Raw genomic sequence first — 26,454 nt, forward strand, 5'->3', positions numbered from 1 at the left:
CAGGGGTGCGCCATACATCCGACGGCGTAGCCGATTTCGGCCCCACGCCCGATGTGCCGAACCAACCGGTCCGGCAACCTGGAGGCATGTTCACCACACCCGCGAGACCCACGCGACCCACGACACCCACGAGGCCCAACGACCCGGCGGTCGTCTCCTTCCGACAGGTCAGCAAGAGCTACGGCACCGGCGCAGGTGCCGTGCACGCCCTGGCCGAGGTCGACGTCGATGTCCGTCGCGGCGAATTCACCGCGATCATGGGACCGTCCGGCTCCGGCAAGTCCACCTTCATGAATGTCGCGGCGGGTCTGGACGACGTGACAACCGGCGGCGTCTTCCTCGACGGGCAGCCGTTGCACGCCATGGACGACACGGCGCGGACCATGCTCCGCCGCCGACAGGTCGGCTTCGTCTTCCAGTCGTTCAATCTGGTCCCCACGCTGACCGTCGCCGAGAACATCGTGCTGCCCTTCCAGCTCGCCGGCCAACGGGTCTCCCCCGACGAACGACGCTGGATCGACCACCTGGTCCAGGTCCTCGGCCTCACCGAGCGCACCGCTCACAAGCCGGCCGAACTCTCCGGCGGGCAGCAGCAACGCGTCGCGATCGCACGCGCCCTGGCGTCGCGGCCGGCGATCATCTTCGCCGACGAGCCCACGGGCAACCTCGACACCCGGTCGTCCAGCGAGGTGCTGCAGCTGATGCGTTCTGCCGCAACGGAATACGGCCAGACGATCGCAATGGTCAGTCACGACCCGATCGCAGCGTCATACGCCGACCGGGTGCTGGTGCTGGCCGACGGCCGCGTCGTCGCCGACCACGGCCGACTCACCCCGCAGCAGATCTCCCAGTTGCTCCTCACCGCTGAAGGAGCAATCGCATGAGGCGCGATCTGGTGCTCGGTTCGGCCCGCGAGCTCGGGACCGTCGGTCTCGTCGCCGGGCTGTCCGGTGCGTATGCCGGCGCGCTGCTCACCTGCAGCAGCATGCTGTCGGCGATGAACCGCGACGAGGGCAGCTCCGTGGGAGTGTTCCTCGCCATCGTGTCCACCGTCTTCATCGGTATGGCGCTGTACGTCGCCGCCGTCGTCATCTCCGCCGGCGTCACGACGGTCATCGCCGGACGGCTGCAACACATCGCGACGCTGCGGTTGCTGGGTGCCAGAAGCACCGACCTCCGTCGTTCGGTCACCGGCAGCACGGCTCGAATCTGCTTGCTGGGCAGCCTGATCGGTGTCGTCGTCGCGACGTTGCTCACCGACGTGACACGGGTCGTGCTCGTCCACCAGGATCACCTCCCGAGCGACGTCGACTACCCGTGGTTCTCGCCGGGATCGGTGATTGCGGTGCTGGCGATCACCGGTGTCGCCGCGGTCGCGGGTTGGGTCGGGTCGCGGCGGGTGCTTCAGGTGTCCCCCGCCCAGGCGCTCGCCGGGACCACCGGTGCCCGATCCGCGACAGGCCGAGCGGGCGCGTTGCGGGTCGGGCTCGCGACGGTGCTGCTGGTCGGCGGCGTGGGGCTCTTCGCACTGGCGATGATCCTCGGAGAGCGCGGCGTCGGCTTCGCCTTCTTCATCGCCTTCCTCGCGGCCTGCGTGACCTCGACCGGGCTGCTCGTCGGAGCGCGTTTCGTGTTGCCATGGCTGGTCGCCCGACTGGGTCGGCTGGTCGGCTTCGATGCCGCGAGTCTCATCGCCCAGCGCAACGCGGTCGCCGACCCGGCGCGAACCACCCGCTCCACGCTGGGCTTGTTCATCGGCGTGGCCCTGGTGACGACCATCGCGTCGGGAACCGCTGCACTGCAGGACTCGGTGAATTCCTGGGAGGGCCTGAGCGCCCACCAGCGCGAGGTGGCGCACACGATGCTCTCGGTCGCCTCGACCGTGACGATCATGGTCGGCGTCGTGTCGTCGCTCATCGCCGCCGTCGGCTTCGTCAGCACCATGTCGCTGACGGTGATCCAGCGACGCCGCGAGCTCGGCCTGCTGCGAGCGCTCGGCTTCACCGGCGCCCAGGTGCGTTCGATGATCACCAAGGAGTCGATCGCCATGTCGGCCGCCGCGACCGTGGCGGGCATCGGCATCGGCCTCTGCTACGGATCGGCGAGCGCCCAGGCACTGGTCGGCGCCGAAACACCGGGTTTCGTATGGGGATTGCCGTGGCTGGTGCTTGTCGCGATCGTGCTGGGCGCCGTCGCCGTCATACTCCTGGCGTCCCAGCCGCCGGCTCGACGAGCCATCGCAACGCCCCCGGTCACCGCGCTGCGCGTCGACGCATGACCGACCCGCCTCGAACGGCCCGATTGTCAGTGGACGGGTCCACCATGGAAAACATGAGTCGTATGAGTCAGTGTCAGATCGTTCCGCCCCACCTGCTCCAGGCGCTCGCCGAGGCAGCTGATCCGGACGCCGCCCGCGCCGCGCGGCACACCCTCGAGACCAGCCGGTTGCACACGGGCCAGCGCGCCGTGCGCAGCGCCCAGGTCACCTCCGAAGGTGGCGCGGGTGCGGCGGGCCTGATCCCGCCCGATCTGCGCGAGCGCGCGGAGCGGTCCGGCGACTACGAGCTGCCCGCCAATGTTGTGCATCCCCAAGCGGATTCGTCGGCGCCGTTCCATCCGGATCGCACGATCTATGACGCCGGACATGGCACCGACCTGCCCGGCACGAAGCAGCGGGGCGAAGGCGATCCGGCAAGCGGGGACGAGTCCGTGAACGAAGCCTACGACGGCCTCGGTGACACGTTCGCGCTCTACGCCGACGTCTACGATCGCAACTCGCTCGACGGCAAGGGGCTGCCGCTGGTCGCATCGGTCCACTACGACCGCAATTACGACAACGCCTACTGGGACGGCGAGCAGATGGTCTTCGGCGACGGCGACGGCGTCTACTTCCGCTCGTTCACCGACTCGGTCGACGTGATCGGGCACGAGCTGACGCACGGCGTCACGCAATACACGGCCGGGCTTACCTATGTCGGGCAGTCGGGCGCGCTCAACGAGTCGATCTCGGACTGCTTCGGGTCGATGGTCAAGCAACGCGTGCTCGGTCAGACGGCGGCCGACGCCGACTGGCTGATCGGCGCGGGTCTGTTCACCTCGAAGGTCCACGGCGTGGCGCTGCGCTCGATGAAGGCGCCCGGGACCGCGTATGACGATCCGCACCTCGGCAAGGACCCGCAACCGGCCGACATGAGCGGCTACCAGGACCTGCCGCACGACCAGCAGCACGACAACGGCGGCGTGCACATCAACTCCGGCATCCCCAACCACGCCTTCTATCTCGCAGCCACCGCCATCGGCGGCAACACGTGGGAGGGCGCAGGACGCATCTGGTATGACGTGCTGACAAACGCCGGCCTGCCGAAAGACGTTGACTTCAAAGGCTTCGCAACGGCGACGATCAAATCGGCCGGCACGATCTTCGGTGCCGGCGGCACTCAGGAACAAGCCGTCCAGCAGGCCTGGATCGACGTGCAGGTGCTGCAGAGCTGAGCCGACCTACCGCTTGATGTCGGGCAGGCGCCGGATCGCGAAATAGCGCTCGTCGATCTCCTCGATGCCGAAGTGCCCGATCGGCACCTCACCGAGCACGATCTCCTCGTCGAGACCGACCGCATGGATCGTCGAGACGACCTCACGCACCTGCTCGCCATCGCGCAACACCCGGAAGGTGTTGGTGATCTCGACCCGACCACCCGGCACCGGCTGGGATTCGAACCAGCGCTGGTATTCGTGCCGGCCCATCCGAGCGGAGTTCACCAGCTTGCGTTCGACCGGCTCGGAGGGCACTCCGCCATACGAACGACTCATCAGGATCGGTGCACCCGGCACGAGGACCTGCGCCATACGCTGCCAGAACGCCTCGCGGTCCCGGCCGCCGAGGAAGTAGATGACGTTGAAGAGCAACGCTCCCCCGCACCGGTCGGGCAACCAGGCGTCCAGGATCGACTCCGGCAGCACCGTCGTGCGCGCCCGGATGTCATCGCGCTCGGCGATGCGCAGCATCTGCAGGGACCGCGTCAACGGCTCGGGCTCGACCGAGATGATCTCGGCCTGCGCGAATCGTTCGGCGAGGGTGACCGTGGTCAGCCCGCTGCCGGAACCGATGTCGATCAGTGGCAGCTCCGGCAGGAAACTCGCTGCATCCCAAGGGATTCCGTGAACGTAGTCGCGGTCCGGGTCGACCGGCAGGCGCAGCACCTCGCCGAACTCGGCCCAGGACAGGCTCTCCCGATCGCGTGCCATGCCTCAGAAAGCCTTCCGGCCGAAGGACGGAGAAAAAGCATCGGGCTCGATGCGGCGCTGAGGAACGAAGCGGCGCATCAGAAGCCCAATTTCGAGAGCTGGTTGGGGTCGCGCTGCCAGTCCTTGGCGATCTTGACGTGCAGGTCGAGGAAGACCTTCTGCCCGAGCAGTTCCTCGATCGCGGTCCGCGCGCGGGTGCCGACGTCGCGCAGGCGCGAACCGCCGCGTCCGATGATGATGGCCTTCTGGCTGGACCGCTCGACGAAGATGTTGACCCGCACGTCCATCAGCGGGCGGTCGGCGGGGCGGCCCTCACGCGGGAGCATCTCGTCGACGACCACGGCGATGCTGTGCGGCAACTCGTCGCGAACGCCTTCCAGGGCGGCCTCCCGCACCAGCTCGGCGACCATGACGTCGTCGGGCTCGTCGGTCAGCACACCGTCCGGGTAGAGCTTCGGTGACTCGGGCAGGTACTTCATCAGCACCGAGAGCACGGTCTCGACCTGGTCGCCACCGGTGGCCGAACACGGCACGATCTCCTGCCAGTCGCCCAGCTGGTCGATGGCCACCAGGTGCTGAGCGAGCCGGTCCCTGTCAACGGTGTCGGACTTGGTCGCCAGCGCGACCACCGGACGCTTGCGGCCGCGTCGCAGCTCGGCGAGCTCGGCGGCGATGAACTGGTCACCCGGGCCGATCCGCTGATCGCACGGCAGGCAGAAGCCGATCACGTCGACGTCCATGAGCGTCTCGCGGACGACGTCGTTGAGCCGCTGACCGAGCAGCGTGCGCGGCTTGTGCAGCCCGGGTGTGTCCACCAGGATCAGCTGCGCCTCGGGAGTGGTGGCGATGCCACGGATCGTGTGCCGGGTCGTCTGCGGTTTGCTCGACGTGATCGCGACCTTCTGGCCCACGAGGGCATTGGTCAGCGTCGACTTGCCTGCGTTCGGTCGCCCGACGAGGCACGCGAACCCCGCGCGATAGCTATTCATTGCAGTACATCCTTTGCCGACTTGCGCCCATCCTCCTGTATGGCGGCCGGTTCGCCCGCATCCGCCCCCGTTTCGGTGCGTCCGTCATCGTCCTGCTGCTCATCGCTCGCGACACGTTCGACGACGACGGTCGCGATCTGATGCCGGCGACCGGCCAGTCGCTCCGCAACGAGGCGCAGGCCCTCGACCTCGGCGGTGGCGCCGGGGATCGGCACGCGCCCCACCAGTTTGGCCAGCAGCCCACCGACCGTTTCGACGTCGTCGTCCTCGATCGTGACGTCGAAGTATTCGGCCAGGTCGTCGACCGCCATACGAGCCGGGACACGGACCGTGCCGTCCGGCAGCGGCTCGGGTCCCGGTGTCACCCGGTCGAACTCGTCGTCGATCTCGCCGACGACCTCCTCGATGATGTCCTCCAGCGTGACCAGCCCGGCGGTGCCGCCATACTCGTCGATCACGATGGCGAAATGCCTTCTGGCCAGCTGCATCTCGCGCAGCAGGTCGTCGGCGGGCTTGCTGTCCGGCACGAACGTCACGTCACGCATGACCGAGGCGACCGGCTGGTCGAGCATCTCGTCGTGCCGGAAGACGCGCGCCGCGACGTCCTTGAAGTAGAGGACGCCGTCGATGGCGTCGGGACTGCCGACGGTCACCGGCACCCGGGAGAAGCCGGAGCGCAGGAACAACCGCATCGCCTGGCCGAGCGTCTTGCCCGCGTCGATGGTCAGCATGTCCGGCCGCGGCACCATCAGCTCGCGTACGACGGTCTCGTCGAGCTCGAACACCGACTGGATCATCTTGCGCTCGTCGTCTTCGATGAGCTCGGAATCCGTTGCCAGATCGACGTATTCGCGCAGTTCTTCCTCGGTGTCGAACGGGCCGTCGCGATAGCCGCGGCCCGGCGTGACCGCGTTGCCGACGGCGACCAGCGCACGTGCGATCGGGCCGAGGATGCGGTGCAGCCACAGCACGACCGGTGCGGCCCCGAGTGCCACCGCGATGGCGTGCTGGCGCCCCAGCGTACGCGGCGACACACCGACCAGCACGAACGAGACGATGGCCATGACGACGACCGCGATCAGCAGCGCGACCCAGAAGCTGTCGATGGCCTCGCGGACGGCGAGCGTCACCAGCACCGCAGCCGTCGCCTCGGCCGCCACCCGCAGGAACGCGAGCACCATGGCAACCGCTGAACTGTCCTCGACGAGCCGGCCGAGCGCGTCCGCGCCGCGGCGCTTCTGCTCGACCAGGTCCTCGGAGGTATGGCGGCCGATCCGGCTGAGTGACGAGTCGACAGCGGCGAAGCCGAAGCCGAGCACCACTGACGCCAGTGCCGCCAGAAGGAGGGGAATCATCGGTTCACTCGCCGGTCGGCGGAATGATGCGCACGTCCTCACCCTGCCGCTCGCGGCCGGCCAGGAAGGTGAGCAGCAGCGTGCGCTGCAGCGAGAACATCTCGCGACGCTCCTCCGGCTCGGCGTGATCGAATCCGAGCAGGTGCAGCAAACCGTGCACGGTCAGCAGCAGCAACTCCTCGGCGGTCGTGTGCCCCGCCTCGGCGGCCTGTTTCGCCGCGACCGTCGGGCACAACACGATGTCACCGAGCACTCCCTCGACCGGCTCGTCACCGGCCTTGCCCGGACGCAACTCGTCCATCGGGAAGCTCATCACGTCGGTCGGACCGGACAGGTCCATCCACTGCTTGTGCAGGATCTCCATCGCCGGCTCGTCGATGATGCCGATGTAGAGCTCCACCTCGGGGTGGACGTTGAGTTCGCGCAACACGTGGACCGCGCACTCGTGCAACTCGGGCAGGTCGACCTCGAAGTCCGTTTCGTTGAGCAGGTCGATGCTCATTCAGCGATCCCGCCGCTCGGCGCGCACGACGTTGGCCGGACGCGCGGACGCCCCGCGGGCGTCGAACTCCTCGTAGGCCTCGACGATGGCGCTGACCAACCGGTGCCGCACGACGTCCTGGGCCGTCAGGCGGGAGAAGTGGATGTCCTCGACGTCCTCGAGAATGTCCTGCACCACTCGCAGCCCCGACGCCGTGCCGCCGGGCAGGTCGATCTGCGTGACGTCACCTGTCACGACCATCTTGGAGCCGAAGCCGAGTCGGGTCAGGAACATCTTCATCTGCTCGGCCGAGGTGTTCTGGGCCTCGTCCAGGATGATGAACGCGTCATTCAGGGTGCGACCACGCATGTACGCCAACGGAGCGACCTCGATCGTGCCGCTGGCCATCAGCCGTGGGATCGAGTCGGGGTCGATCATGTCGTGCAGCGCGTCATACAGCGGGCGCAGGTAAGGGTCGATCTTGTCGTTGAGCGTGCCGGGCAGGAAGCCGAGCCGCTCGCCGGCCTCGACGGCCGGGCGGGTCAGGATGATCCGGTTGACCTGCTTGGCCTGCAGCGCGGCGACCGCCTTCGCCATCGCCAGGTAGGTCTTGCCGGTGCCGGCCGGCCCGATGCCGAAGACGACGGTGTGATCGTCGATCGCGTCGACATACTCCTTCTGACCGAGCGTCTTGGGCCGGATGGTGCGACCCCGGCTGCTGACGATGTTCATCGTCAGCACATCGGCCGGGCGCTCGCGGGTGCGGCCGCGCAACATGCCGATCGAGCGCTCCACCGCATCGCGGTTGAGCTGCTGGCCCGCGTCGATCACCGTCAGCAACTCGTCGAGCAACTCCTCGACCAATGCCATGTCGGCGGGCGGCCCGGCGAGGTGGAAGACGTTGCCACGCACGTGGATCGTCAGCTTCGGGAAGGCCCGCTCCATCGTGCGCAACAACTCGTCGCGCGGCCCGAGGAGCGTCACCATGGACACGTCGGGCGCGATCTCGACGGTGTGCTCGGCTTCGACGTCGCCCGGCACGCCGTGGCCGGTGGCGGTGTCGCCGGTCGGCCGGTTCAGCATTCCGGGCTGGGGATCATGGTGGTCGCTTGTCATCGTGCGTCCCATTCTACGGGCGCAGCACCGCGCACTCGAATTCATTAGTGCCGATCCCGCGGACGAGTGCCGTGCGCGTTCGTCAATCATTTCGGCTGGCGTGGAGATGCGCGTCTTCGTCCGAGCTCCAATTGTCAACCCTCTTGGAGTTGTGCTTCGCGGCGCACGCGTGAGCGGTAGTGCTGCGGAGACTCCCCGACATTGCGCTTGAACGCTGTGCTGAACGCACTCTCCGACGAATATCCCAGCTGGAGCGCAAGCGGCCGGATGCGAGTGTCAGCCGAGCGCAACTCCCGCTGCGCCAGCAGCATTCGCCAGTTGATCAGGTAGGACAACGGAGGCGCACCCGCCACTTCGCGGAATCGCTCGGCGAACGCAGTCCGTGACATCGCGGCAGCGCGTGCCAGATCCTCCAGGCTCCAGGCCTTCGCCGGCTGCTCATGGATGAGCGTCAATGCGGGACGCAGTCGTTCGTCCGCGAGCACCTTCAACCAGCCGATCGGGACGTCCGCTTCCCGCATGAAACCGCGGAGCACCTCGAGCAGGAGCAGCTGTCCGTATTGACGAATCGCGAAGTCCGAACCAACTTGATTCTCGACGGTCTCCTTGAACAGCCGGTCCAGGTGACCCCGTAGGTGCGGCGCCGCCGCAGCGGAGGAACGGACATGGGCGACCGGCGGAAGTGCCTGCAGAAGGAGTTCCTTGCCGGTCGGGTTGAGCTCCACCTGACCTCCGACGAAGACGTCTGCGGTCCTCAGATCGGCATCGTCGATGCGGGTGATGGAGCCGCTGGATGGCGGATCCACCGCGACCGGTGCGCCCTGGTCGATCCCTCCCCGCAGCGCCAGCCAGGCGCGAGCGTTGAGCAGGGCGACATCGCCGGCTCTGAGCTGGATCGGTGCCTCGATGCCGTTGGTGGTCAGCCGGGCTTCGCCCTGCACCATCGCGCAGAACTTCAACTCCTCACCGACGTCGGCGCGTGCCTCCCACGGGCCGTTCACCGCGACGCCGCCCGAGATGACGCTGCGGACCTCGATGAACTCGAGGACTTCGGACAGTCGATCGTTCGGCATTGGTGGATTCTAGAGCACGAAAATCGGACCCGACGTTATTCCTCATCCGATTCAGGCCCGGAAGACTGTGTGCTGTAGCGAGCAGGCCGACGACACCACGAACAGGAGTTCAGCATGACCGACAAACCAGTCGCCCTCGTCAGCGGCGCCAACGCAGGAATCGGCTTCGAGGTGGCGAGGGGCCTCACGACGCACGGATTCACCGTGCTCGTCGGCTCGCGCGACGCCGCCCGTGGGGCAGAGTCCGCGGCACGCATCGGGAACGATGCCCACCCGGTCCAGCTGGACGTCACGGACGAGGCTTCGATCACCGCGGCCGCCGACCGCATGCGCACCGATTTCGGCCGCCTCGACGTGCTCGTCAACAACGCGGGTGTTTCATTCGTGGGCGACCCGAGCACGCCGCTTCAGGAGCGCGGCGCTATGGGGCTCCTCACCGTCGTTCCCCTCGAGACCGTCCGCGAGATCTTCGAGACGAACGTTTTCGGGGTCATTGCGCTCACGCAGGCCATGCTGCCGCTTCTTCGCAAATCACCCGAAGCGCGAATCGTGAATGTCGGCAGCAGTGGCGGCTCACTGACACTGAATTCCGACCCGGCGAACCCGCACCGTGCGATGTTCGGCGTCTACCCGACGTCGAAAGCCGCACTGCACGCCGTCACGGTCGGATTCGCTGCCACCCTCGAGTCCGAGGGCATCAGGGTGAATGCAGCGGACCCGGGATTCACCTCCACCGCGCTGAACAACTTCCAGGGCACGAAGAGCGTCGAGGACGGCGCACGCCGCATCGTCGAGTTGGCCCTGCTCGGACCCGACGGTCCGTCCGGGACCTTCTCGAGCGATGAAGGCCCCGTTCCGTGGTGACACCGCGCCGCGCAGTGTCGAAACGCCCGGGGCGCACGCATAGGACTCAATGGTCCCCAGCTCCGCATGCAGCGTGCCCGACAGTCCTGCTTCGCCGATCGCGGTCGTCGCGCGTTCGATGTGCCATGGGACCGGATCGATGCCAAGCCCGGCGAACCCGAACCGCTGCGCGAGATGGTTGAGGTAGCGGGCGTCACGGCAACCGACGTCCAATTGGTCGTGGTCTGGACGCAGCTGGGTAACGCAGCCTCGATACGAGTCGCCGACAACCTCGGTTTCATCGAGGCAAGGCGATTCGAAGACTACGGAGCCATCCAATGGCTCGGCGTACGTAGCCCACCCACCTTTTAGCGTCCCGATCGGCGATCCGAACCGGACGTGGAGATGACGACGTCCTGCCACTCGCGTGACCGCTGCAGGGCAGAGCTACCAAACCTGGTGGTCCAGTACACCTGACGGCCTTGTGGACAACCGTAGGCGCACGAGGGGATGTGGATAACACTCGAGCACGAAAAGCGTTGTATCGCAGGCAAATTCATGACATAATCGAACACATGAACGATACATCGCACGACGCGGGAACGGGCACTATTGGCGCCCTCGACGCGTCTGCGGTGCGTGCCTTCCACCACCGGCTCGACGGTCCGGTCACCAGCGATGACCTGCTGGCCGAGTTGCAGGCGTGCGAGGAGTTGAAGAACGCTCTGGCCGCGCGGCAGGCACGTCTTGCGGTGGCCGTGCACGAGAACCAGTCGGCGCGAGATGTGCCGCGCGGCATCTCCAAGGCCGACACCGCCCGAGAGGCCGGCTCACAGGTCGCACTCGCCCGGCGCTGCGCGCCGCATCTGGGCTCCCGGTTGCTCGGTCTCGCGCACGCCGTGGTCGAGGAGATGCCACACACCCGCAGCGCACTGGCCGCCGGGGTGATCACCGAGTGGGACGCCACCGTGCTGTGCCGGGAGACCGCATGTTTGGCGCGAGACGATCGCGCCGCGGTGGACGCGGCCATCGCCGACCAACTCGGCGAGGTCAGTCACCAGCGGCTCGAGGCCGAGGCCAAGAAGCACGCCTACCAGGCCGACCCCGCGGCGGTCACCGCGCGGCGAGCCCGGGCCGAGACCGAACGCCGGGTCACCCTGCGGCCGGCGCCGGACTGCATGACCCGGCTGAGCGCGCTGCTACCGGTCAAGGACGGCGTCGCCTGCTTCGCAGCGCTATCAAGCGCCGCCGACGCCACCGCAACCCCGGACCACCCACGCGGGCAAGTGATGGCCGACACCCTGATCGGGCGTGTCACCGGACGCTTCCCCATGGACGCGAACCAGCCCATGGACAATGCGGATTCGTCCGCAGCCTCCGAACCAACTGTGAACAACGACGATCCGTCCGCTACTGCCGAACCGGCCGACGGACCTGGATCATCTGAGTGGTCCGGATCGCCGGACGCGGCCGCCGCACCGAACACAACCGGGCAGCCCGACGGAAGCGGACCTGAGTCGGCCGCTGCTGACAACCCACAACCCGCGCGGACCCCCAACAGCTCGCCGAAGCCGCAGCTCCGGATCAACCTGCTGATGCCACTGGACACCCTGACGGGTGACGTGCCGGCCTACCTTCCCGGCTACGGCCCAATCCCGGCCGACCTGGCCCGCGAGTGGCTGACCGACCCCGACCTGGCCCTCCAAGTCCGGCGCATCTTCGCCTTCCCCGACACCGGCGACCTGGTCGGCATGGACTCCCGAGCCCGCACCTACACCGGCCTCCTCGCGGAATTCATCAAGCTGCGCGACCAGACCTGCCGCACCCCCTACTGCACGGCACCGATCCGACATACCGACCACATCCGACCCCACGCCGACGGCGGGCCAACCAGCGAACGCAACGGCGACGGCCTCTGCGAATGGTGCAACTACGCCAAAGAACACCCCGACCACCACGTCACCGGTCACGCCGGCGAAACCACCACCCACCTCGGCAGCCTCACCGCGACCAGTAGGCCACCGGCACCACCAGGATTGCCACCACCCACCAGGTCATACGTCGAACGAACCCTCATCGACGTCACCTGGAAACACTGGACCAGCTAACCCGTGGTCGCACAACCCGTTGCTCACAAGCCTCCCCGCGAGCCGGCCCAGCCCACCCGTGACGCCGCGCCAGTGGACGTTCCCCGCCCGATCCGGGTACTGAACCCGCCGACTTGGGTTCTGCCGAATGCGGCGGACCCACCGTGCAGCAGTATGGAGACGTGATCAAGATCCGACCCGCGCGAACTTCTGATGCTGAGGACATGGCTGAGGTACAGAACGCCATTTACCACGCAGGCCTGCGCGCGACCATGGTCGACGTCGCCGACATTCGCGAGCGGTACCTCGATATGGAGCACACGGTCGCTTGCTCGGTTGCCGAACAGGACGGCCATGTTGTTGGCTTCCAGTCTCTCAAGCGGGCGTGGCCGGGGAACCCGTATGACGTGCCAGAGGGTTGGGGGATCATCGGGACGCACATCCACCCTGACGTCGGACGAACCGGCCTGGGACGCCGCCTTTTCGCAACATCGTTCGCGGCAGCGAAGGCCGCCGGCCTGCGGCACATCGACGCCACCATCGGTGCCGACAGCCCGCCCGCACTCGCCTACTACGCCGCGATGGGATTCGTTCCGTACCGAGACTCCGGCGACGCCATACCGCACCGCTTCGACGTCACGTAGTCCGCCCGACGCCCAGGATGGCTCTGTCACAGGTGCTCGTCCGAACGTCCTCCGGCGACGAGCCCCGCGAGCAACCAGATCCCAGCACCGACGACGAAGCAGCACGCCATACGAGTGGTGGCGCCGGGTGCAGCAGCCGATCCGGCAATCACGCCGAAGAGTGCAACGCCGAATGACGTGCCCGTCTGCCGCGAGGCGTTGTTCAGACCACCCACCAGCCCGCTGTATGACGGCGCTGCCGCCACCGCCGTGGCGACCAGCGGCATCACCAGCATCCCGAGTGCCGTGCCCGCGAGCAGCATTCCGGGGACCAGGGGCAGCAGCGCGTACGGGGAGCGCCATACAGCGACGGCGAGCGCGACCTGTCCGACCACACCGACCGTGAACCCGCCGCGGATCAGCCGATGCGGGGACACCCGCACCATCCAGCGCCGCCCGATCAACGGCACGAGCGCCAGCGGCGCGAAGATCGGCAGCGTCGCGAGCCCCGCGGCAAGGGCGCCACGGCCCTGCACCACTTGGAAGAGGAACGCGAGCACCAGCAGCGAGCCGTTGCCCACAAGATTCATCCCGAGCGACCCCGCACACGACCGCACCAGGGCAGCGTTCCGCCACAACTCGCGCGGCACCATCGGCGCCCGAGCCCGGCGCTGTCCGATCACGAAGGAGAGCAGCGCCACAACACCAGCACCGATGAGCGCCAGGCCGATCGGCGTGAGTCCGGCACGGCCGATCTCGATCAGACCGGCGATGGCCGACCCGAGGCAGATGGTCGAGGTCACGGCACCGATCCAGTCGAGCGGACGCGCCTTCCGATCGCCGGGCGGCAGGGACCGCGCGCCGACGATCGCAGCGAACACCACGGGCAGATTGATCAGGAAGATCAGCCGCCAGCCACCCAACCCGATCAGCGCTCCGCCGACCAGCGGACCGATGGCGACCGCCGATCCCGACACCCCGGACCAGATCGCGATCGCGCGCGCCCGCTCCTTCTCGTCGTCCCAGATCGCGGCGATCAGGGAGAGGCTGGCCGGCAACATCGCCGCCGCCCCGAATCCTTGCACCACTCGGCCGATCACCAGCATTGGCAACGTGATTGCCGCCGCACAGCCGACTGATCCGACACCGAACGCCACGAGCCCGGCCACGAACGAGCGACGGGCACCCCACCTGTCGGAGATCGTCCCCGCGGTCAACAACAGCGCAGCGAGCGGCACCGTGTAGCTGTCGACGACGGCTTGCGCGCCGGCGGTGCCACCGCTCAGTCCGCGCTCGATGCTCGGCAGCGCAACGTTGACGATGGACACATCCAGCAGTACCAGGAACATCGCCGCGCACAGGACCACCAAGCCGCGACCGCTGCCGCGCTCACGCCGGGCGACCGTCGCGGGTGCGCTGCGAGAGTGGGTTGACGTGCCGTGGTTCGCCATACGACGAGAATGCGTCCGTGAACCTTCGGCGCCTGCCGAACCATGTCGTCGCAAGACACTTCGCTGGCTGCCGAAGCGTCCGTCGCCCACAATGACGGTATGGCCGAGAAACCGACACCGGACGTCGCCGACATCGCCGCGATCTTCGCGGACCGGGCCAGGGCACAGATGTTCGGCGCACTGATCGACGGACGGCGGCTCCCCGCGTCCCGGCTGGCGGCCGAGGCGGGCGTCAGCGCGGCGACCGCGAGCGGACACCTGCGGCGGATGCTCGCCGCGGGCATGGTCGGGGTCGAGGTGAGCGGCCGGCACCGCTTCTACTACCTCGCCGACCAGCAGGTCGCCGCCGCCTACGAGGCACTGAGCGCAATGACTCCCCTGCCGCCGATCACCTCACTGCGGGCAGGCACGCGCATGCAACGGTTACGCACCGCCCGCACGTGTTACGACCACTTCGCCGGACGGCTCGGGGTCGCGATCACGGCCGCGCTGATCGACTCGGCCGTGCTCAAACCGTCGGACGCGCACGCCGACACCCGTCGACGGGCCGGCGACCGGTTGTCCGCGCCGGTGGGCGCCGGGCACTTCGTGCTCGGGCCGCGCGCGGCCGACGAATTACCTTCGTGGGGCGTCGATCTCGCGTCTGTCGAGGCGCTCAGTCGCCCGACGCTGCGCTTCTGCCTGGACTGGACAGAGCAGCAGGAACACCTCGCAGGCGCACTCGGTGCGGCGATCCTGACGGCTGCTCGCGAGCGTGAATGGGTCTGCGACGGCCCGCGCCCGCGAGAGCTCGCACTCACCGAGGCGGGCGCCGACGGCTTCGCCCGGCTCGCGCCCGCGATCTCCGAGCAGTTGGCCGGCTGACTACCAGCGGCTGCGCGCCAGCAGCACCGCGAGCGCGGTCGGGCCGGCGTTCGACGCACGCAACACCGTCGGTCCCAGTCGTATGGCGCAACCGCCGGCGCCCTCGAAGGCCGTCAACTCGTCCGGCGTGATGCCTCCCTCCGGGCCCACCACGACGACGATTTCGCCTGCGGGCACGTCGAATTCGGCGATCGACGCCTCCGCATCCTCATGAAGTATGACGACAGCGTCCGCCTCTTGCAGGCGCGCGGCCGCGCCCCGGCTGGTCACGACCGGTTCCACCTGCGGCACGGTCGGCCGACGGGACTGCTTGCTCGCGGCCAGCGCGAGCGACTCCCACTTGCGATGCGCCTTGGCCGCCTTGTCCCCGCGCCATTGCACGATGCTGCGATCGGCCTGCCATGGGATCACCGCGTCGACACCGAGCTCGACGGCCGCCTCCACCGCCTGCTCGTCGCGGCCACCCTTCGCCAGCGCCTGCATCAGCACGAATCGCGTTGTCGGCTGGTCGGATTCGCTCAGTGAGGCGATCTGCACCGTGAGCTGATCGCGAACCGCGGAGACGATCTCACCCTCGGCCACACGACCGGACCCGTCCGCGACTTGCACGGCCTCGCCGGCCCCGAGCCGACTGACGACCACGGCGTGCCGCGCCTCGTCACCCGCCACCGCAACCGTGTCGCCCACGACCAGTCCGTCGAGCGCACCGGGTGCGGCGAAGAACAAGCGCGACGTCACGCGCTGCTACTTGGCCTGGAAGGCGTCGCGCAGCTTGCCGAAGAGGCCCTTCTCGACCCGGCCGAAGCGGGCCTCGGGGCGCTCCTCGCCGCGCTCCTTGGCCAGCAGCCGGAGCAGTTCCTCCTGCTGCGGGTCCAACTTGGTGGGCACCCGCACATTGGCGTGCACCAGCAGGTCACCGCGGACCTGCGAGCGCAGGTGCGTCACGCCGAGGCCGCGCAGCGTGATCACGTCGCCGGGCTGCGTGCCCTGCGGGATCTCGACGTCGCGCTCGCCGTCGAACGTCTCGAGCGGCAGAGTCGTGCCGAGCGCGGCAGCGGTCATCGGCAGCTCGACCGAGCAGTGCAGGTCGTCGCCGCGCCGCTGGAAGGTCGCGTGCTTGCGGACACGCACCTCGACATACAGGTCCCCGGCCGGGCCGCCGCCGGAGCCGACCTCGCCCTCGCCGCTGAGCTGGATGCGGGTGCCGGTGTCGACGCCGGCCGGCACCTTGACGGTGATGGTGCGGCGGTCGCGCACACGGCCCTCGCCCGAGCAGTTGAAGCACGGGTCGTCGATGATCTCGCCGAAACCGCGGCAGGCCTGGCACGGACGCGTGGTCATGACCTGGCCGAGGAACGACCGCTGCACCTCCTGCACCTGACCACTGCCGTGACAGATGTCGCAGGTGTGCTTGCCGGTGCCCGGTCGCGCACCGTCTCCGTGACAGACCGAGCAGGAGACCGCGGTGTCGAACGTGAGCTCTTCGGCACCACCGAAAACCGCTGTGCCGAGGTCGATCTCCACCGCGATGAGTGCATCCTGGCCACGCTGCATACGCGAGCGGGGGCCGCCCTGCGCGGCGCCGGCGCCGCCGAAGAACGCGTCCATGATGTCCGAGAACGAGAAGCCCTGGCCGTAGCCGGCGCCGCCGGTGGCAGTGGCATAGGGGTCGCTGCCCATGTCGTAGGCGCGCCGCTTCTCGGCATCACCCAGCACGTCATACGCCTGGGCGACCTTCTTGAACTGGTCGGACGCCTCCTCGGACGGATTGACGTCCGGATGCAGCTTGCGGGCCAGCTTGCGGTAGGCCCGCTTGATCTCTTCCGGGCTCGCGGTCTGTGCGACGCCCAGGTCGCCGTAGTAGTCGTTCACGAAGCTCCTTCGAGCTATTCGAGTGCGGTTTCGGGGTCAGTTGTCCAGGATGTCGGCGACATAGCGTGCCACCGCACGCACCGCCGCCATGGTCGAGGGGTAATCCATGCGCGTCGGGCCGAGCACTCCCAGGCTGGCGAGGCTGCCCGCGTCGTATGCCGTGGTCACCAGCGAGGTGCCGGTGAGTCCGCTGATCGTGTTTTCGGTGCCGATGCGGACCGCGACTCCTTCGGTGGCTTCGCCGCCCTCCTGCGTCAACAACCGCAACAGCACGACGTGTTCCTCGAGGGCATCGAGCAGCGGGCCGAGGGACAGCGCGAAGTCGCTGGAGCGCACCAGGTTGGCCGTGCCGCCGAGCACGACGCGGTCCTCACGCTCCTCCGCGAGCGCCGCGGCGACCCCCTCGATGACGGCCGGGCGTGAGTCCTGCGGGTTGTGCTCGAGCAGCTCGGCGGACCAGTCCCGCAACGCTGCGGCCGCGACGGCACGCCGCAGGCCGACGCTCTTGTCGTTGAGGCCCGCCCGCAACTGCTGGATCAGCTCGTCCGCCTCGGCCTCGGTCATCGACCGGCCCAGATCGATGACCCGCTGATCGACCTGCCCGGTGGACAGGATGACCACGAGCGTCAGTCGCTCGGACGAGCGCGGCACCAGCTCCACATGGCGCACCATGGCCGTGTTGAGCGACGGGTATTGCACGACGGCCGCCTGCCCGGTCAGCGAGGACAGCAGCCGGACCGTGCGCGAGATCACGTCGTCCAGGTCGACCGATCGGACCAGGAACGTCTCGATCGCCGTGCGCTCGGCACGCGAGAGGGGCTTGATCTGGCTGAGCTTGTCGACATACAGCCGATAGCCGGCGTCGGTGGGGATCCGGCCCGCGGAGGTGTGCGGCGCGGCGATCAGACCCTCCTCCTCGAGGGCCGCCATGTCATTGCGCACGGTCGCGGCGCTCACCCCGAGCTGGTGCCGATCGAGCAGTGCCTTGGAGCCGACCGGCTCGGAGGTCGACACGTAGTCCTGCACGATGGCGCGCAGCACCTGCAACCGGCGTTCGTCATTCATCGGCGTGCACCTCCTCCGTGGCCGCTCGCTGGCACTCATGTATGTCGAGTGCCAAGTCTACTTGCCCGCCGCAACCCGACCGAATCGCCAATGTCGTTCACGGCTTCCGAGACCTCCACTGGGTAGCCTTCCCGACGTGACCGACAGATATGGCACCGATGTCCTCTCCGGCGACTGGCGCAAGCCGCCCCGGGGCCGCTCGGAGCAGGTTCCCGCGGAGACCGGCCTGGTGGTCGAGGAAGTGGAGACCGGCTGGTGCGGCGCCGTGGTCTCGGTCGAGAAGTCCGGCGGCCTGCGGGTCGTCCATCTGGAGGACCGCCACGGTCGCAGCCGCGCCTTCCCGATGGGACCCGGGTTCCTCATCGACGGCAAGCCCGTGGAACTCACGGCGCCGACCAGCAAGGCCGACGCCGCCGCGCTCCAGGCCGCCCGCGATGCCGCGGCCCAGACGGCCAGCGGATCCCGTGCCGTTGCCGACACACCCGCACGTGTCGCACGCGGGTCACGGATCTTCGTGGAGGGCAAGCACGACGCCGAGTTGGTCGAGAAGGTCTGGGGTGCTGACCTGCGCATCGAAGGCGTGGTCGTCGAGCCGTTGCACGGTGTCGATGACCTGCGCGCGGTGATCCGGGATTTCGCGCCGACGCCGGAGCGCCGGATGGGTGTCCTGGTGGATCACCTCGTCCCGGGCACCAAGGAAGCGCGGATCGTGGCGGACGCCCTCGCCATACCCGAGGCACGGCGGGATGTGCTGGTGCTGGGACACCCGTATGTCGATGTCTGGCAGTCCGTGCGGCCGGAGCGGCTCGGTTGGACGGCGTGGCCGGTCATCCCGCGCGGAACCTCTTGGAAACACGGCATACTCGCGGCGCTGGACTGGCCGCACGAGACGCAGGCCGACGTCGCGATGGGCTGGAAGCGGATCCTCGGGACGGTGCGCAGCTACACCGACCTGCAGCCCGAACTGCTCGGCCGCGTCGAGGAACTCATCGATTTCGTGACGGCGCATCCGTGAACCTCGAGGCAGAGCTCGTCGCCGTCGTGCTGGCGGTCGACGTCGGCCGGCCATGGGTGCTCGCGTCCGGGGAACCGCTCGCTCTCCCCGCCGGACCGCTGCGCGTCGAAGAGGAGTCGCTGCAGTCCGGTGTGCGCGAATTCGCGCGTGAACGCAGCGGATTCGACCTCGGGTATGTCGAGCAGCTCTATACCTTCGCCGACCTCGGCCGCTCCAGTGACGACCGCCGGATGGTCTCGATCTCCTACCTCGGGCTCACTCGTGCACAGATCGCCGGCAGTGTTCGCCCGACCGACTGGTCGCCGCTGTACGACCTGCTGCCGTGGGAGGACCGAAGGCACCTGGACGACTCCGGCCCGGACCGGCTCGGTGAGGAGCTGGAGCGCGCGCTGCGGCGTTGGTCGAACGGCTCGGAGGAACGCCTCGATCGCTGCCGTTTCCTCTTCGCGTATGACGAACGTCCGTGGCGGCCGGACTTGGCGCTGCAACGATACGAGCTGCTCTGGGAGGCAGGGCTTGTCGCCGAATCCCCCTCTGCTCGAAGCATTTCCGCACTAACCGCCGGCCCGATGCTGCACGACCACCGACGCATCCTGGCGACCGGCCTCTCCCGCATCCGGGCCAAGCTGCAATATCGCCCGGTGATCTTCGAGCTGATGCCGGAGACGTTCACCCTGCTGGCGCTGCAGGAGACCGTCGAGGCCATCGCCGGGCAACATGTCCACAAGCAGAATTTTCGTCGCGCGGTCGAGGTGCAGCACGAGTTGGTCGAACCGACCGGTGACGTCTCGCACGACACCGGCGGCCGACCCGCGAAGCTCTACCGCTTCCGCGGATCCGTGCGCGAGGAGCGCGCCCAGGTGGGCACCAAACTTCCGCTCCCGCGCTGAATCGTTCACTCCAATTCCTCGCAAGGTGCTCGCGACGCCTGCCACCCGAAGAGCCCCGCGATCACCCGATCGAGACCCTTCTCGCGGCGGTGTTATGCTCAGGTTCAGCATTTACTCACATTGAGCATTTATCAATCCGAGGAGTCGATGGTGAGCATCAGCGAGTTGCAGTCCTACGACCACGCCGCGGCATACGAGGCGGTCCGGCACGTCATCCCCGAGGTCGAGTGGGCGATGTATGCCGAAGACATCGAGGCGATCCATCGACTGAAGCGCGAGCAGGATGCCGTGATCCTGGCGCACAACTACATGACGCCCGAGGTGTTCCACGGTGTCGCCGACATCAGGGGCGACTCGCTGGCGCTGGCGCGCGAGGCCGAGAAGGTCGACGCCGGCACCATCGTGCTGGCCGGAGTGCACTTCATGGCGGAGACCGCCAAGCTGCTCAACCCGAGCAAGCGGGTGCTGCTGCCCGACCTGCGCTCGGGTTGCTCGCTCGCCGAAAGCATTACGCCGCAAGACATTGCGCAGCTGCGCAAGGAGCACCCGGGCGCACCGGTGGTCACCTACGTCAACACCTCGGCGGCGGTGAAGGCAGCGAGTGACATCTGCTGCACGTCCGGCAACGCCGTCCAGATCATCAGATCGCTCGGCGTCGACAAGGTGATCATGATCCCCGACCAGTACCTCGCCCGGAACATCGCCGCCCTGACCGGCGTCGAGGTCGTGACCCACCCCGGTGCGTGCGAGGTGCACGAGCGCTTCACCCCGCTGGACATCGTGCAGATCCGCCAGGGGCACCCCGGTGTGACCGTCCTGGCACATCCCGAGTGCCCGCCCGAGGTCGTCGCGGAGGCCGACTTCGCCGGCTCGACCGCGGACATGCAGCGGTATGTCGAGACCGAGCACCCGGCAAGCGTCGCACTGATCACCGAGTGCTCGATGAGCGACAACATCGCCGCGGAGCACCCGGACCTCGAGTTCGTGCGGCCCTGCAACCTGTGCCCGCACATGAAGCGAAACACGTTGGGCGCCATACGAACTGCGCTGGAGACCGGCGGCCCGGAGATCGACGTCGACCCCGCTGTCGCCGCCCCTGCCCGCCGCGCCATCGACCGTATGCTGGAGGTGCACTGATGAAGGACAACCGGATCGTCGTCGTCGGATCCGGCCTCGCCGGACTCACCTGCGCGTGGGCGTCACCCGAGCCGTGCGTGCTGGTCACCGCCGCGTCCCTGACCTCCGGAGCGGCCAGCATGTGGGCCCAGGGCGGCGTCGCTGCGGCGCTCGCCCCGAACGACTCGCCGCAGGACCACGCCGACGACACCTGGCGCGCGGGGGCCTTCGCGGGCGACCGCGCCGTCATCGACAGGATCACCTCCGTCGCCCCGGAGATCATCAGGCTGCTGACCGAACTCGAGGTGCCGTTCGACCGCGCATCCGACGGCAGCCTCGACCTCGCGCTCGAGGGCGGTCACAGCCGACCGCGCGTCGCTCACGCCGGCGACCACAGCGGCGCCGCCATCACTGCCTGTATGGCGTCGGCCGTCCTGCACTCCCCCACGATCGAGGTGCGCGAAAACCATTCTGCCGCGCAGCTTCTCGTCGACGATGACGGCGCAGTGTGCGGCCTCGTGGTCCGCCGCGCCGACGGCACCGAGGAGACCCTGGAGACCGATCGGGTCGTGCTGGCCACCGGTGGACTGGGCGGACTCTGGTCCCACACCACCAATCCGACGACGGCTCTCGGCCAGGGCGTGGCCCTTGCAGCCCGGGTCGGCGCCCGCACCGACGACCTGCACCTCGTGCAGTTCCACCCCACCGCTCTCGACGTCGACCGCGACCCACTGCCGCTACTCACCGAGGCGCTGCGTGGCGCCGGCGCGACGCTCCTGGCGGACGGCGCCCGGTTCGTCGAGGAGTTGCAACCGCGTGACGTGGTGGCCGCCGCGGTCTGGGAGCAGCTCAGCGCCGGCCGCACCGTCCGGCTCGATGCTCGCGAAATCCCCGACGTCACAAGCAAATTCCCCGCCGTCGCCGGGCTCACCGCCGACTGCGGACTCGACCTCGCGCGCGACCTGCTGCCGGTCCGCCCGGCCCTGCACTACTCGATGGGCGGCATCACCGTCGACCAGCGCAGCCGCACCTCGGTGCCCGGCCTCTGGGCGATCGGTGAGGTCTCCCGCACCGGTCTGCACGGCGCCAACCGACTCGCGTCCAACTCGTTGCTCGAGGCGGTCGTGACCGGTCGCGCGGCAGCGCAAGACGCGGCACACCCGATCACCGGGCCGTGGGCCGACGCCCTGCCTGCGGTCGATCCCGCAACGGTGCACCCCCGCGACGACGCTGCGGCCATGCCCGTGCAAAAGGTGCGCGCTCTGCTCGGCAGCGCATGCGGCGTCCTGCGTGATGGTGCGACCCTGGAACGTGCGGTCGACGCGCTGGCACCGCACACCGGTGATGACGTGGCGTATGTCGCCTGGCTCATCGCCCGGTCCGCGCTGGCGCACCCGCGCAGCGTCGGCGCCCACCGGCGCACCGACGACGTCCATGCAGCTACCGACACACCGCAAGGAGCCACAGCATGCTGACCACCCCCGAACTCGACCGTGTCGTGCGCACCGCGCTGACCGAGGACCTCGGCCTGGGCGGTGACCTCACCACCCGGTTGACCGTGCCGGCCGAGGCGACCGGCTCGGCATACATCGTCAGCAGGCAGGACGGGGTCCTCTCCGGGGATGACGCCGCCGCGGCCACCTTCACCGCGGTCGACCCCTCCCTGCAGATCGAGTGGGCCAAGCACGCGGGTGACAAGCTCGCGGCCGACGACGTCGTGGCGACGGTCCGTGGCTCGGCACGTTCGGTGCTCACCGCCGAGCGGACGGCACTGAACCTCCTGGGCCATCTGACCGGGATCGCCTCTCGCACCAGCGTTTTCGTCGGACTGGTCGACGGCACCAAGGCACGGATCGTCGACACCCGCAAGACGACACCGGGCCTGCGCGAGCTGGAGAAGCGCGCCGTGCTCGACGGGGGCGGCACCAACCACCGCTTCGGCCTGTATGACGCAATCCTGGTCAAGGACAACCACATCGGCCTCGGCGGTGGCCTGCTTCCCGTCCTCGAGCGACTTGCCGCCGGCGTCGGTCACCTGGTGCGCGTCGAGATCGAGGTCGACACGATCGAGCAGCTCGACACGGTGCTGGCGTTCGACGCCGAACGCATCACGCAGGGCAGGGCGCCGGTCGTCCACGCGGTCCTGCTGGACAACATGGAGGCCTGGCAGGTCGCCACGGGCATCACGCACGTCCGCCGACATCCGGCACCGCTGATCGTGGAAGTGTCCGGAGGCGTCAACGAGGAGACCGTGCAGGAGCTCGCCCGTGCGGGCGCCGATGCGATCTCGATCGGCGCACTGACCCACAGCGTCACGTGCCACGACTTCGGCCTCGACCTCCTGGCCTGATCCCCCGCGAGTGACGGCTTCTTCGCCGAGTGACGACCCAATCGGACCGTCATTCGGCGAAGAAGCCGTCACTCGGCAAGGCGGGGGGCCAACCTTCTACCGCGGGCCGAGACCGGTGCGTCCGTCGAGGAGTTCCCGCGCGATGTCCAGGTGGCCGGCGTGCCGGGCGGTCTCCTCGATCATGTGCAGCACGATGGTTCGCACACTGGTCGCGAGCTCGGTGTGCTGCGGGGCGATCGGGCCCCGCGGTCCGTCATCCAGCGAGACCGACGCGAGGACCTCGTCCGACTGGCGGCACTGCGCGCGGTAGGCCTCGAGCACCTCGTCGATCGGGTCGTCGACACGGAAACCCTGATCCTCATCGGCCGACTCGTCACCGTCCCCGCCCTCCTCGTCGTCGGGCACCCGACCGGCCAGCACGATCTGGAACCAGTACATCTCGGCACCACCGAGATGCCAGATCAGCCCGATCGGTGTCCATCCCGACGGAACCACCGGCTTGCGCAGTGCGGCCTCGTCGAGCCCCTCCACGATGGCCAGCACCGCCGCACGCTGCTCGCGCAGGTATGCCGTCAGCGTCTCCTTCTCGATGTCCGCACTCACCGCGACAGTTGTGTTCATGGTTCAGCTCCTTCTGCGGGCTGGTAGCCCCGCCGTTCGTCCTCTGTCCTGGGTGAGACGTTGCGCTCGCGGCATACTCATCGGGTGTGAGCGAAATTTCTTCCCGGGACGCGTCACCGGATGCCGACAGCGACCTGCGGCTGGCCGGCCGGGGCGACCGGGCGGCATACGACCGGCTGGTGCGACCGCTGCTGCCCGAACTGCACGCACACTGCTACCGGATGCTCGCAGCGGCTCATGACGCCGACGACGCCCTGCAGGAAACGCTGGTCAAGGCCTGGCGTGGGCTCGGCGACTTCGAGGGCCGCAGCACGCTGCGGACCTGGCTCTACACGGTGGCGACGCGATCGTGCATCGACCTCGCCCGGGCCCGTGGTCGCCGGGCCATGCCGGTCGATCTCGGACCGTCCAGCGCGCGAGCCGTCGTCGACGACGCACCCAACGGCGACATCGCCTGGCTCAGCCCGTATGCCGGTGAGGCACCACAGGGCACTGCTTCGCCTGCCGCACGGTACGAACAGCGCGAAGCGGTGGAGCTGGCCTTCGTCGCGGCCCTCCAACACCTACCGGGCAACCAGCGCGCAGCCCTGCTGCTCTTCGACGTGCTCGGTTTCCCGGCCGAGGAGATCGCGACGATGATGCGCACCACGACGACCTCGGTCAACAGCGCGCTGCAGCGAGCCCGCACGACGATCGCCCGGCGCGTGCCGGACCCGTCGCAACAGGTCACCGCGCGCCGCATGGGCGACCGGCAACTGCACGCGATCGTCGAGCACTTCACGGCTGCACTCGAGCGGCGCGACACCGACGCGCTCGTCGACCTGGTCACCGCCGACGTCACCTGGGCGATGCCACCGATGCCGCACTGGTATGCCGGACGGGCCGCGGTCGAAGATTTCGCCGCGCAGGTGCCGATGGGCAACTGCGGCAGCTGGCGGACCCTGCCGACGACCGTCAACGCGCAGCCGGCGGTCGCGTGTTATCTGCGCCCGGAGGGTGCACCGAGCCACGGAGCGTGGGCCATCACCGCCCTTACCCTGCGCGACACCCGGATCTCGGGCATCACGTCCTTCCTCGGCCTCGAGCACTTCATCGCGCTCGGGCTACCGGCCGAGTTACCGCCGGTCGGTCAGTAGGCGAGCAGCGCGCGCACCACGGTGTCGGCCAGCAGTCGCCCTCGCAGGGTCAACCGGGCAGCGGGCCGCTCCAGGCGTACCGCGGCGGCACCGTCGAGCAGGCCGTCCGCGATGAGTCCGGCAACCGCAGCCCGACCGGGCGCCTGCAGGGCATCCAGTGGCAGACCCTCGGTCAGCCGTATGCCGAGCAGGACCTGCTCGTCATACCGCTGCTCGGCGGTGAGCAGCTCGCGCCCGGCACCGGGCGACACACCTGACATCACCCGATCCGCATAGGGCGCAGGGTGTTTCACGTTCCACCAGCGCACACCTCCGACGTGACTGTGCGCACCGGGTCCGATGCCCCACCAGTGGTCGCCGCGCCAGTAGAGCTCGTTGTGCCGGCAGCGGGCGTCCGGGCGGCGCGCCCAGTTGCTGATCTCGTACCAGTCGAAACCCGCTGTAGACAGGACCGATTCGGCGATCTCGTACTTCGCCGCCTCGTCGTCGTCCTCGGGCATCCGGACGAGTCCGCGGCGTACCTGCGCGGCGAGTTTGGTGCCGTCCTCCACCACGAGTGCGTACGCGCTGATGTGATCCGGCTCCAGCTCGACCGCCGCCTCGAGACTGCGCCGCCAGTCGTCGATGCTCTCCCCCGGCGTGCCGTAGATGAGGTCGAGGCTGACCTGCATACCGGCCTCACGCACCGCCCGCACCGCGGTCGCCACGCCGGCCGGATCATGGGTGCGTTCCAAGGTCGCGAGCACGTGCGGGACCGCCGACTGCATGCCGAGGCTGACCCGGTTGAAGCCGCCGGCCGCCAGTGCCCGCGCGACCTGCGGGTTCACCGTGTCGGGGTTCGCCTCGGTCGTCACCTCGGCGCCGGGTTGCAGACCGAAGCCCTCACCCACCTCACCGAGCATCAGCACCAGATCGTCGGCACGCAGCATCGTCGGTGTCCCCCCGCCGACGAACACGGTGCTCACCGCGGGTGCGTCATCACCCAGCACCCTGCGGGCGAGACCCAACTCGGCGACGGCCGCATCGGCATACGTCGCCACGCTCGCGCCATGTCCCCCGAGCTCGCTGATCGTGTAGGTGTTGAAGTCGCAGTAGCCACAACGGACCGAGCAGAACGGCACGTGCAGGTAGATGCCGAGTTGCCGCTCGCCGAGCCCCGCCAGCGCCGTCGCAGGCAGCGAACCGTCGGACGGGACGGGGTCTCCGTCGGGCAGGGCTGAAGGCACGTCCCAATGGTAGGTCCGCCCCGATGAGGACCCCGG

At 68.6% G+C, this 26,454-nt stretch carries 26 protein-coding genes; 14 read left to right on the top strand and 12 right to left on the bottom strand.

The genetic code is table 11. The features are described 5' to 3' along the window. Positions 1-86 precede the first annotated feature (86 nt). From VG502_RS17515 to VG502_RS17525, 3 genes are all read left to right on the top strand, one after another. On the top strand, positions 87-884 hold the full coding sequence (locus tag VG502_RS17515; protein ID WP_325551364.1) for an ABC transporter ATP-binding protein: 798 nt from the start codon (positions 87-89) through the stop codon (positions 882-884). Next, positions 881-2,278 (top strand): ABC transporter permease, encoded by a 1,398-nt coding sequence (locus VG502_RS17520; RefSeq protein ID WP_325551365.1) that lies wholly within the window; start codon positions 881-883, stop codon positions 2,276-2,278. Before VG502_RS17515 ends, VG502_RS17520 begins: the two co-directional genes overlap by 4 nt. Positions 2,279-2,340: 62 nt before the next feature. After that, positions 2,341-3,492, top strand: a complete 1,152-nt coding sequence (locus VG502_RS17525) for a M4 family metallopeptidase (RefSeq protein ID WP_325551366.1) — start codon at positions 2,341-2,343, stop codon at positions 3,490-3,492. 6 nt (positions 3,493-3,498) lie between these two features. Here the strand turns inward: VG502_RS17525 and VG502_RS17530 are convergent, their stop codons facing one another. The 6 genes from VG502_RS17530 to VG502_RS17555 all read right to left on the bottom strand — a co-directional run bounded on the left by VG502_RS17530 (position 3,499) and on the right by VG502_RS17555 (position 9,259). Next, positions 3,499-4,245: a class I SAM-dependent methyltransferase gene (locus VG502_RS17530; RefSeq protein ID WP_325551367.1), complete on the bottom strand. Its 747-nt coding sequence runs from the start codon at positions 4,243-4,245 to the stop codon at positions 3,499-3,501. Positions 4,246-4,322: 77 nt separating this feature from the next. After that, positions 4,323-5,234, bottom strand: a complete 912-nt coding sequence (gene era / locus VG502_RS17535) for a GTPase Era (protein WP_325551368.1) — start codon at positions 5,232-5,234, stop codon at positions 4,323-4,325. Beyond that, the gene (locus VG502_RS17540; protein ID WP_325551369.1) at positions 5,231-6,589 is read right to left on the bottom strand and encodes a hemolysin family protein; all 1,359 of its coding nucleotides are present in this window, start codon (positions 6,587-6,589) and stop codon (positions 5,231-5,233) included. Before VG502_RS17540 ends, era begins: the two co-directional genes overlap by 4 nt. Positions 6,590-6,593: 4 nt before the next feature. Next, on the bottom strand, positions 6,594-7,091 hold the full coding sequence (gene ybeY, locus VG502_RS17545) for an rRNA maturation RNase YbeY (protein ID WP_325551370.1): 498 nt from the start codon (positions 7,089-7,091) through the stop codon (positions 6,594-6,596). After that, complete coding sequence (locus tag VG502_RS17550; protein ID WP_325551371.1) at positions 7,092-8,186, bottom strand: PhoH family protein; 1,095 nt, start codon at positions 8,184-8,186, stop codon at positions 7,092-7,094. Between the two features lie 134 nt (positions 8,187-8,320). Then, entirely contained in the window at positions 8,321-9,259 is a 939-nt protein-coding gene (locus tag VG502_RS17555) for an AraC family transcriptional regulator (protein ID WP_325551372.1), read from the bottom strand. 114 nt (positions 9,260-9,373) lie between these two features. Here VG502_RS17555 and VG502_RS17560 point away from each other — a divergent pair, with 114 nt between their 5' ends. The 4 genes from VG502_RS17560 to VG502_RS17575 all read left to right on the top strand — a co-directional run bounded on the left by VG502_RS17560 (position 9,374) and on the right by VG502_RS17575 (position 12,833). Further along, on the top strand, positions 9,374-10,123 hold the full coding sequence (locus tag VG502_RS17560; RefSeq protein WP_325551373.1) for an SDR family oxidoreductase: 750 nt from the start codon (positions 9,374-9,376) through the stop codon (positions 10,121-10,123). 66 nt (positions 10,124-10,189) lie between these two features. Beyond that, positions 10,190-10,474 carry a hypothetical protein gene (locus tag VG502_RS17565; RefSeq protein WP_325551374.1) on the top strand — a complete coding sequence of 95 codons (285 nt, stop codon included), beginning with the start codon at positions 10,190-10,192 and terminating at the stop codon, positions 10,472-10,474. Between the two features lie 203 nt (positions 10,475-10,677). Continuing rightward, positions 10,678-12,210: an HNH endonuclease gene (locus VG502_RS17570; protein WP_325551375.1), complete on the top strand. Its 1,533-nt coding sequence runs from the start codon at positions 10,678-10,680 to the stop codon at positions 12,208-12,210. A gap of 203 nt (positions 12,211-12,413) precedes the next feature. Next, positions 12,414-12,833: a GNAT family N-acetyltransferase gene (locus VG502_RS17575; RefSeq protein WP_325551376.1), complete on the top strand. Its 420-nt coding sequence runs from the start codon at positions 12,414-12,416 to the stop codon at positions 12,831-12,833. Positions 12,834-12,859: 26 nt separating this feature from the next. Here the strand turns inward: VG502_RS17575 and VG502_RS17580 are convergent, their stop codons facing one another. Then, positions 12,860-14,263, bottom strand: a complete 1,404-nt coding sequence (locus VG502_RS17580) for an MFS transporter (protein WP_325551377.1) — start codon at positions 14,261-14,263, stop codon at positions 12,860-12,862. Between the two features lie 99 nt (positions 14,264-14,362). Here VG502_RS17580 and VG502_RS17585 point away from each other — a divergent pair, with 99 nt between their 5' ends. Then, the gene (locus VG502_RS17585) at positions 14,363-15,127 is read left to right on the top strand and encodes an ArsR/SmtB family transcription factor (protein ID WP_325551378.1); all 765 of its coding nucleotides are present in this window, start codon (positions 14,363-14,365) and stop codon (positions 15,125-15,127) included. Here the strand turns inward: VG502_RS17585 and VG502_RS17590 are convergent, their stop codons facing one another. From VG502_RS17590 to hrcA, 3 genes are read right to left on the bottom strand one after another with little or no spacing between them, the layout of a single operon-like run. Beyond that, positions 15,128-15,865 carry a 16S rRNA (uracil(1498)-N(3))-methyltransferase gene (locus tag VG502_RS17590; protein WP_325551379.1) on the bottom strand — a complete coding sequence of 246 codons (738 nt, stop codon included), beginning with the start codon at positions 15,863-15,865 and terminating at the stop codon, positions 15,128-15,130. A gap of 6 nt (positions 15,866-15,871) precedes the next feature. Further along, positions 15,872-16,999: a molecular chaperone DnaJ gene (gene dnaJ / locus VG502_RS17595; protein ID WP_325551380.1), complete on the bottom strand. Its 1,128-nt coding sequence runs from the start codon at positions 16,997-16,999 to the stop codon at positions 15,872-15,874. A 36-nt stretch (positions 17,000-17,035) separates the two neighbouring features. Then, positions 17,036-18,064, bottom strand: coding sequence for a heat-inducible transcriptional repressor HrcA (hrcA, locus tag VG502_RS17600; RefSeq protein WP_325551381.1), 1,029 nt, complete (start codon positions 18,062-18,064; stop codon positions 17,036-17,038). Positions 18,065-18,200: 136 nt separating this feature from the next. Between hrcA and VG502_RS17605 the strand changes: the two genes are divergently transcribed. The 5 genes from VG502_RS17605 (at position 18,201) to nadC (ending at position 23,435) form a co-directional block, all read left to right on the top strand. Then, the gene (locus VG502_RS17605) at positions 18,201-19,079 is read left to right on the top strand and encodes a DUF3097 domain-containing protein (protein WP_325551382.1); all 879 of its coding nucleotides are present in this window, start codon (positions 18,201-18,203) and stop codon (positions 19,077-19,079) included. Next, a complete protein-coding gene (locus VG502_RS17610; RefSeq protein WP_325551383.1) occupies positions 19,076-19,969 on the top strand; it encodes an NUDIX hydrolase in 894 nt (297 codons plus the stop codon). The genes VG502_RS17605 and VG502_RS17610 overlap by 4 nt, the downstream gene beginning before the upstream one ends. Positions 19,970-20,119: 150 nt before the next feature. Further along, positions 20,120-21,106 carry a quinolinate synthase NadA gene (gene nadA, locus VG502_RS17615; protein WP_325551384.1) on the top strand — a complete coding sequence of 329 codons (987 nt, stop codon included), beginning with the start codon at positions 20,120-20,122 and terminating at the stop codon, positions 21,104-21,106. Continuing rightward, complete coding sequence (locus tag VG502_RS17620) at positions 21,106-22,560, top strand: L-aspartate oxidase (protein WP_325551385.1); 1,455 nt, start codon at positions 21,106-21,108, stop codon at positions 22,558-22,560. Before nadA ends, VG502_RS17620 begins: the two co-directional genes overlap by 1 nt. Beyond that, positions 22,554-23,435, top strand: coding sequence for a carboxylating nicotinate-nucleotide diphosphorylase (nadC, locus tag VG502_RS17625; RefSeq protein WP_325551386.1), 882 nt, complete (start codon positions 22,554-22,556; stop codon positions 23,433-23,435). Before VG502_RS17620 ends, nadC begins: the two co-directional genes overlap by 7 nt. Positions 23,436-23,531: 96 nt before the next feature. Here the strand turns inward: nadC and VG502_RS17630 are convergent, their stop codons facing one another. Next, a complete protein-coding gene (locus VG502_RS17630; protein WP_325551387.1) occupies positions 23,532-24,056 on the bottom strand; it encodes a DinB family protein in 525 nt (174 codons plus the stop codon). A gap of 86 nt (positions 24,057-24,142) precedes the next feature. Between VG502_RS17630 and VG502_RS17635 the strand changes: the two genes are divergently transcribed. Beyond that, positions 24,143-25,192, top strand: a complete 1,050-nt coding sequence (locus VG502_RS17635; protein WP_325551388.1) for an RNA polymerase subunit sigma-70 — start codon at positions 24,143-24,145, stop codon at positions 25,190-25,192. Here VG502_RS17635 and hemW read toward each other — a convergent pair. Then, positions 25,186-26,418, bottom strand: a complete 1,233-nt coding sequence (gene hemW / locus VG502_RS17640; protein WP_325551389.1) for a radical SAM family heme chaperone HemW — start codon at positions 26,416-26,418, stop codon at positions 25,186-25,188. The two genes, VG502_RS17635 and hemW, sit on opposite strands and share 7 nt — an antisense overlap. Between the last annotated feature and the right edge of the window lie 36 nt (positions 26,419-26,454).

This window comes from Flexivirga sp. (assembly GCF_035551235.1).
GTDB lineage: Bacteria > Actinomycetota > Actinomycetes > Actinomycetales > Dermatophilaceae > Flexivirga.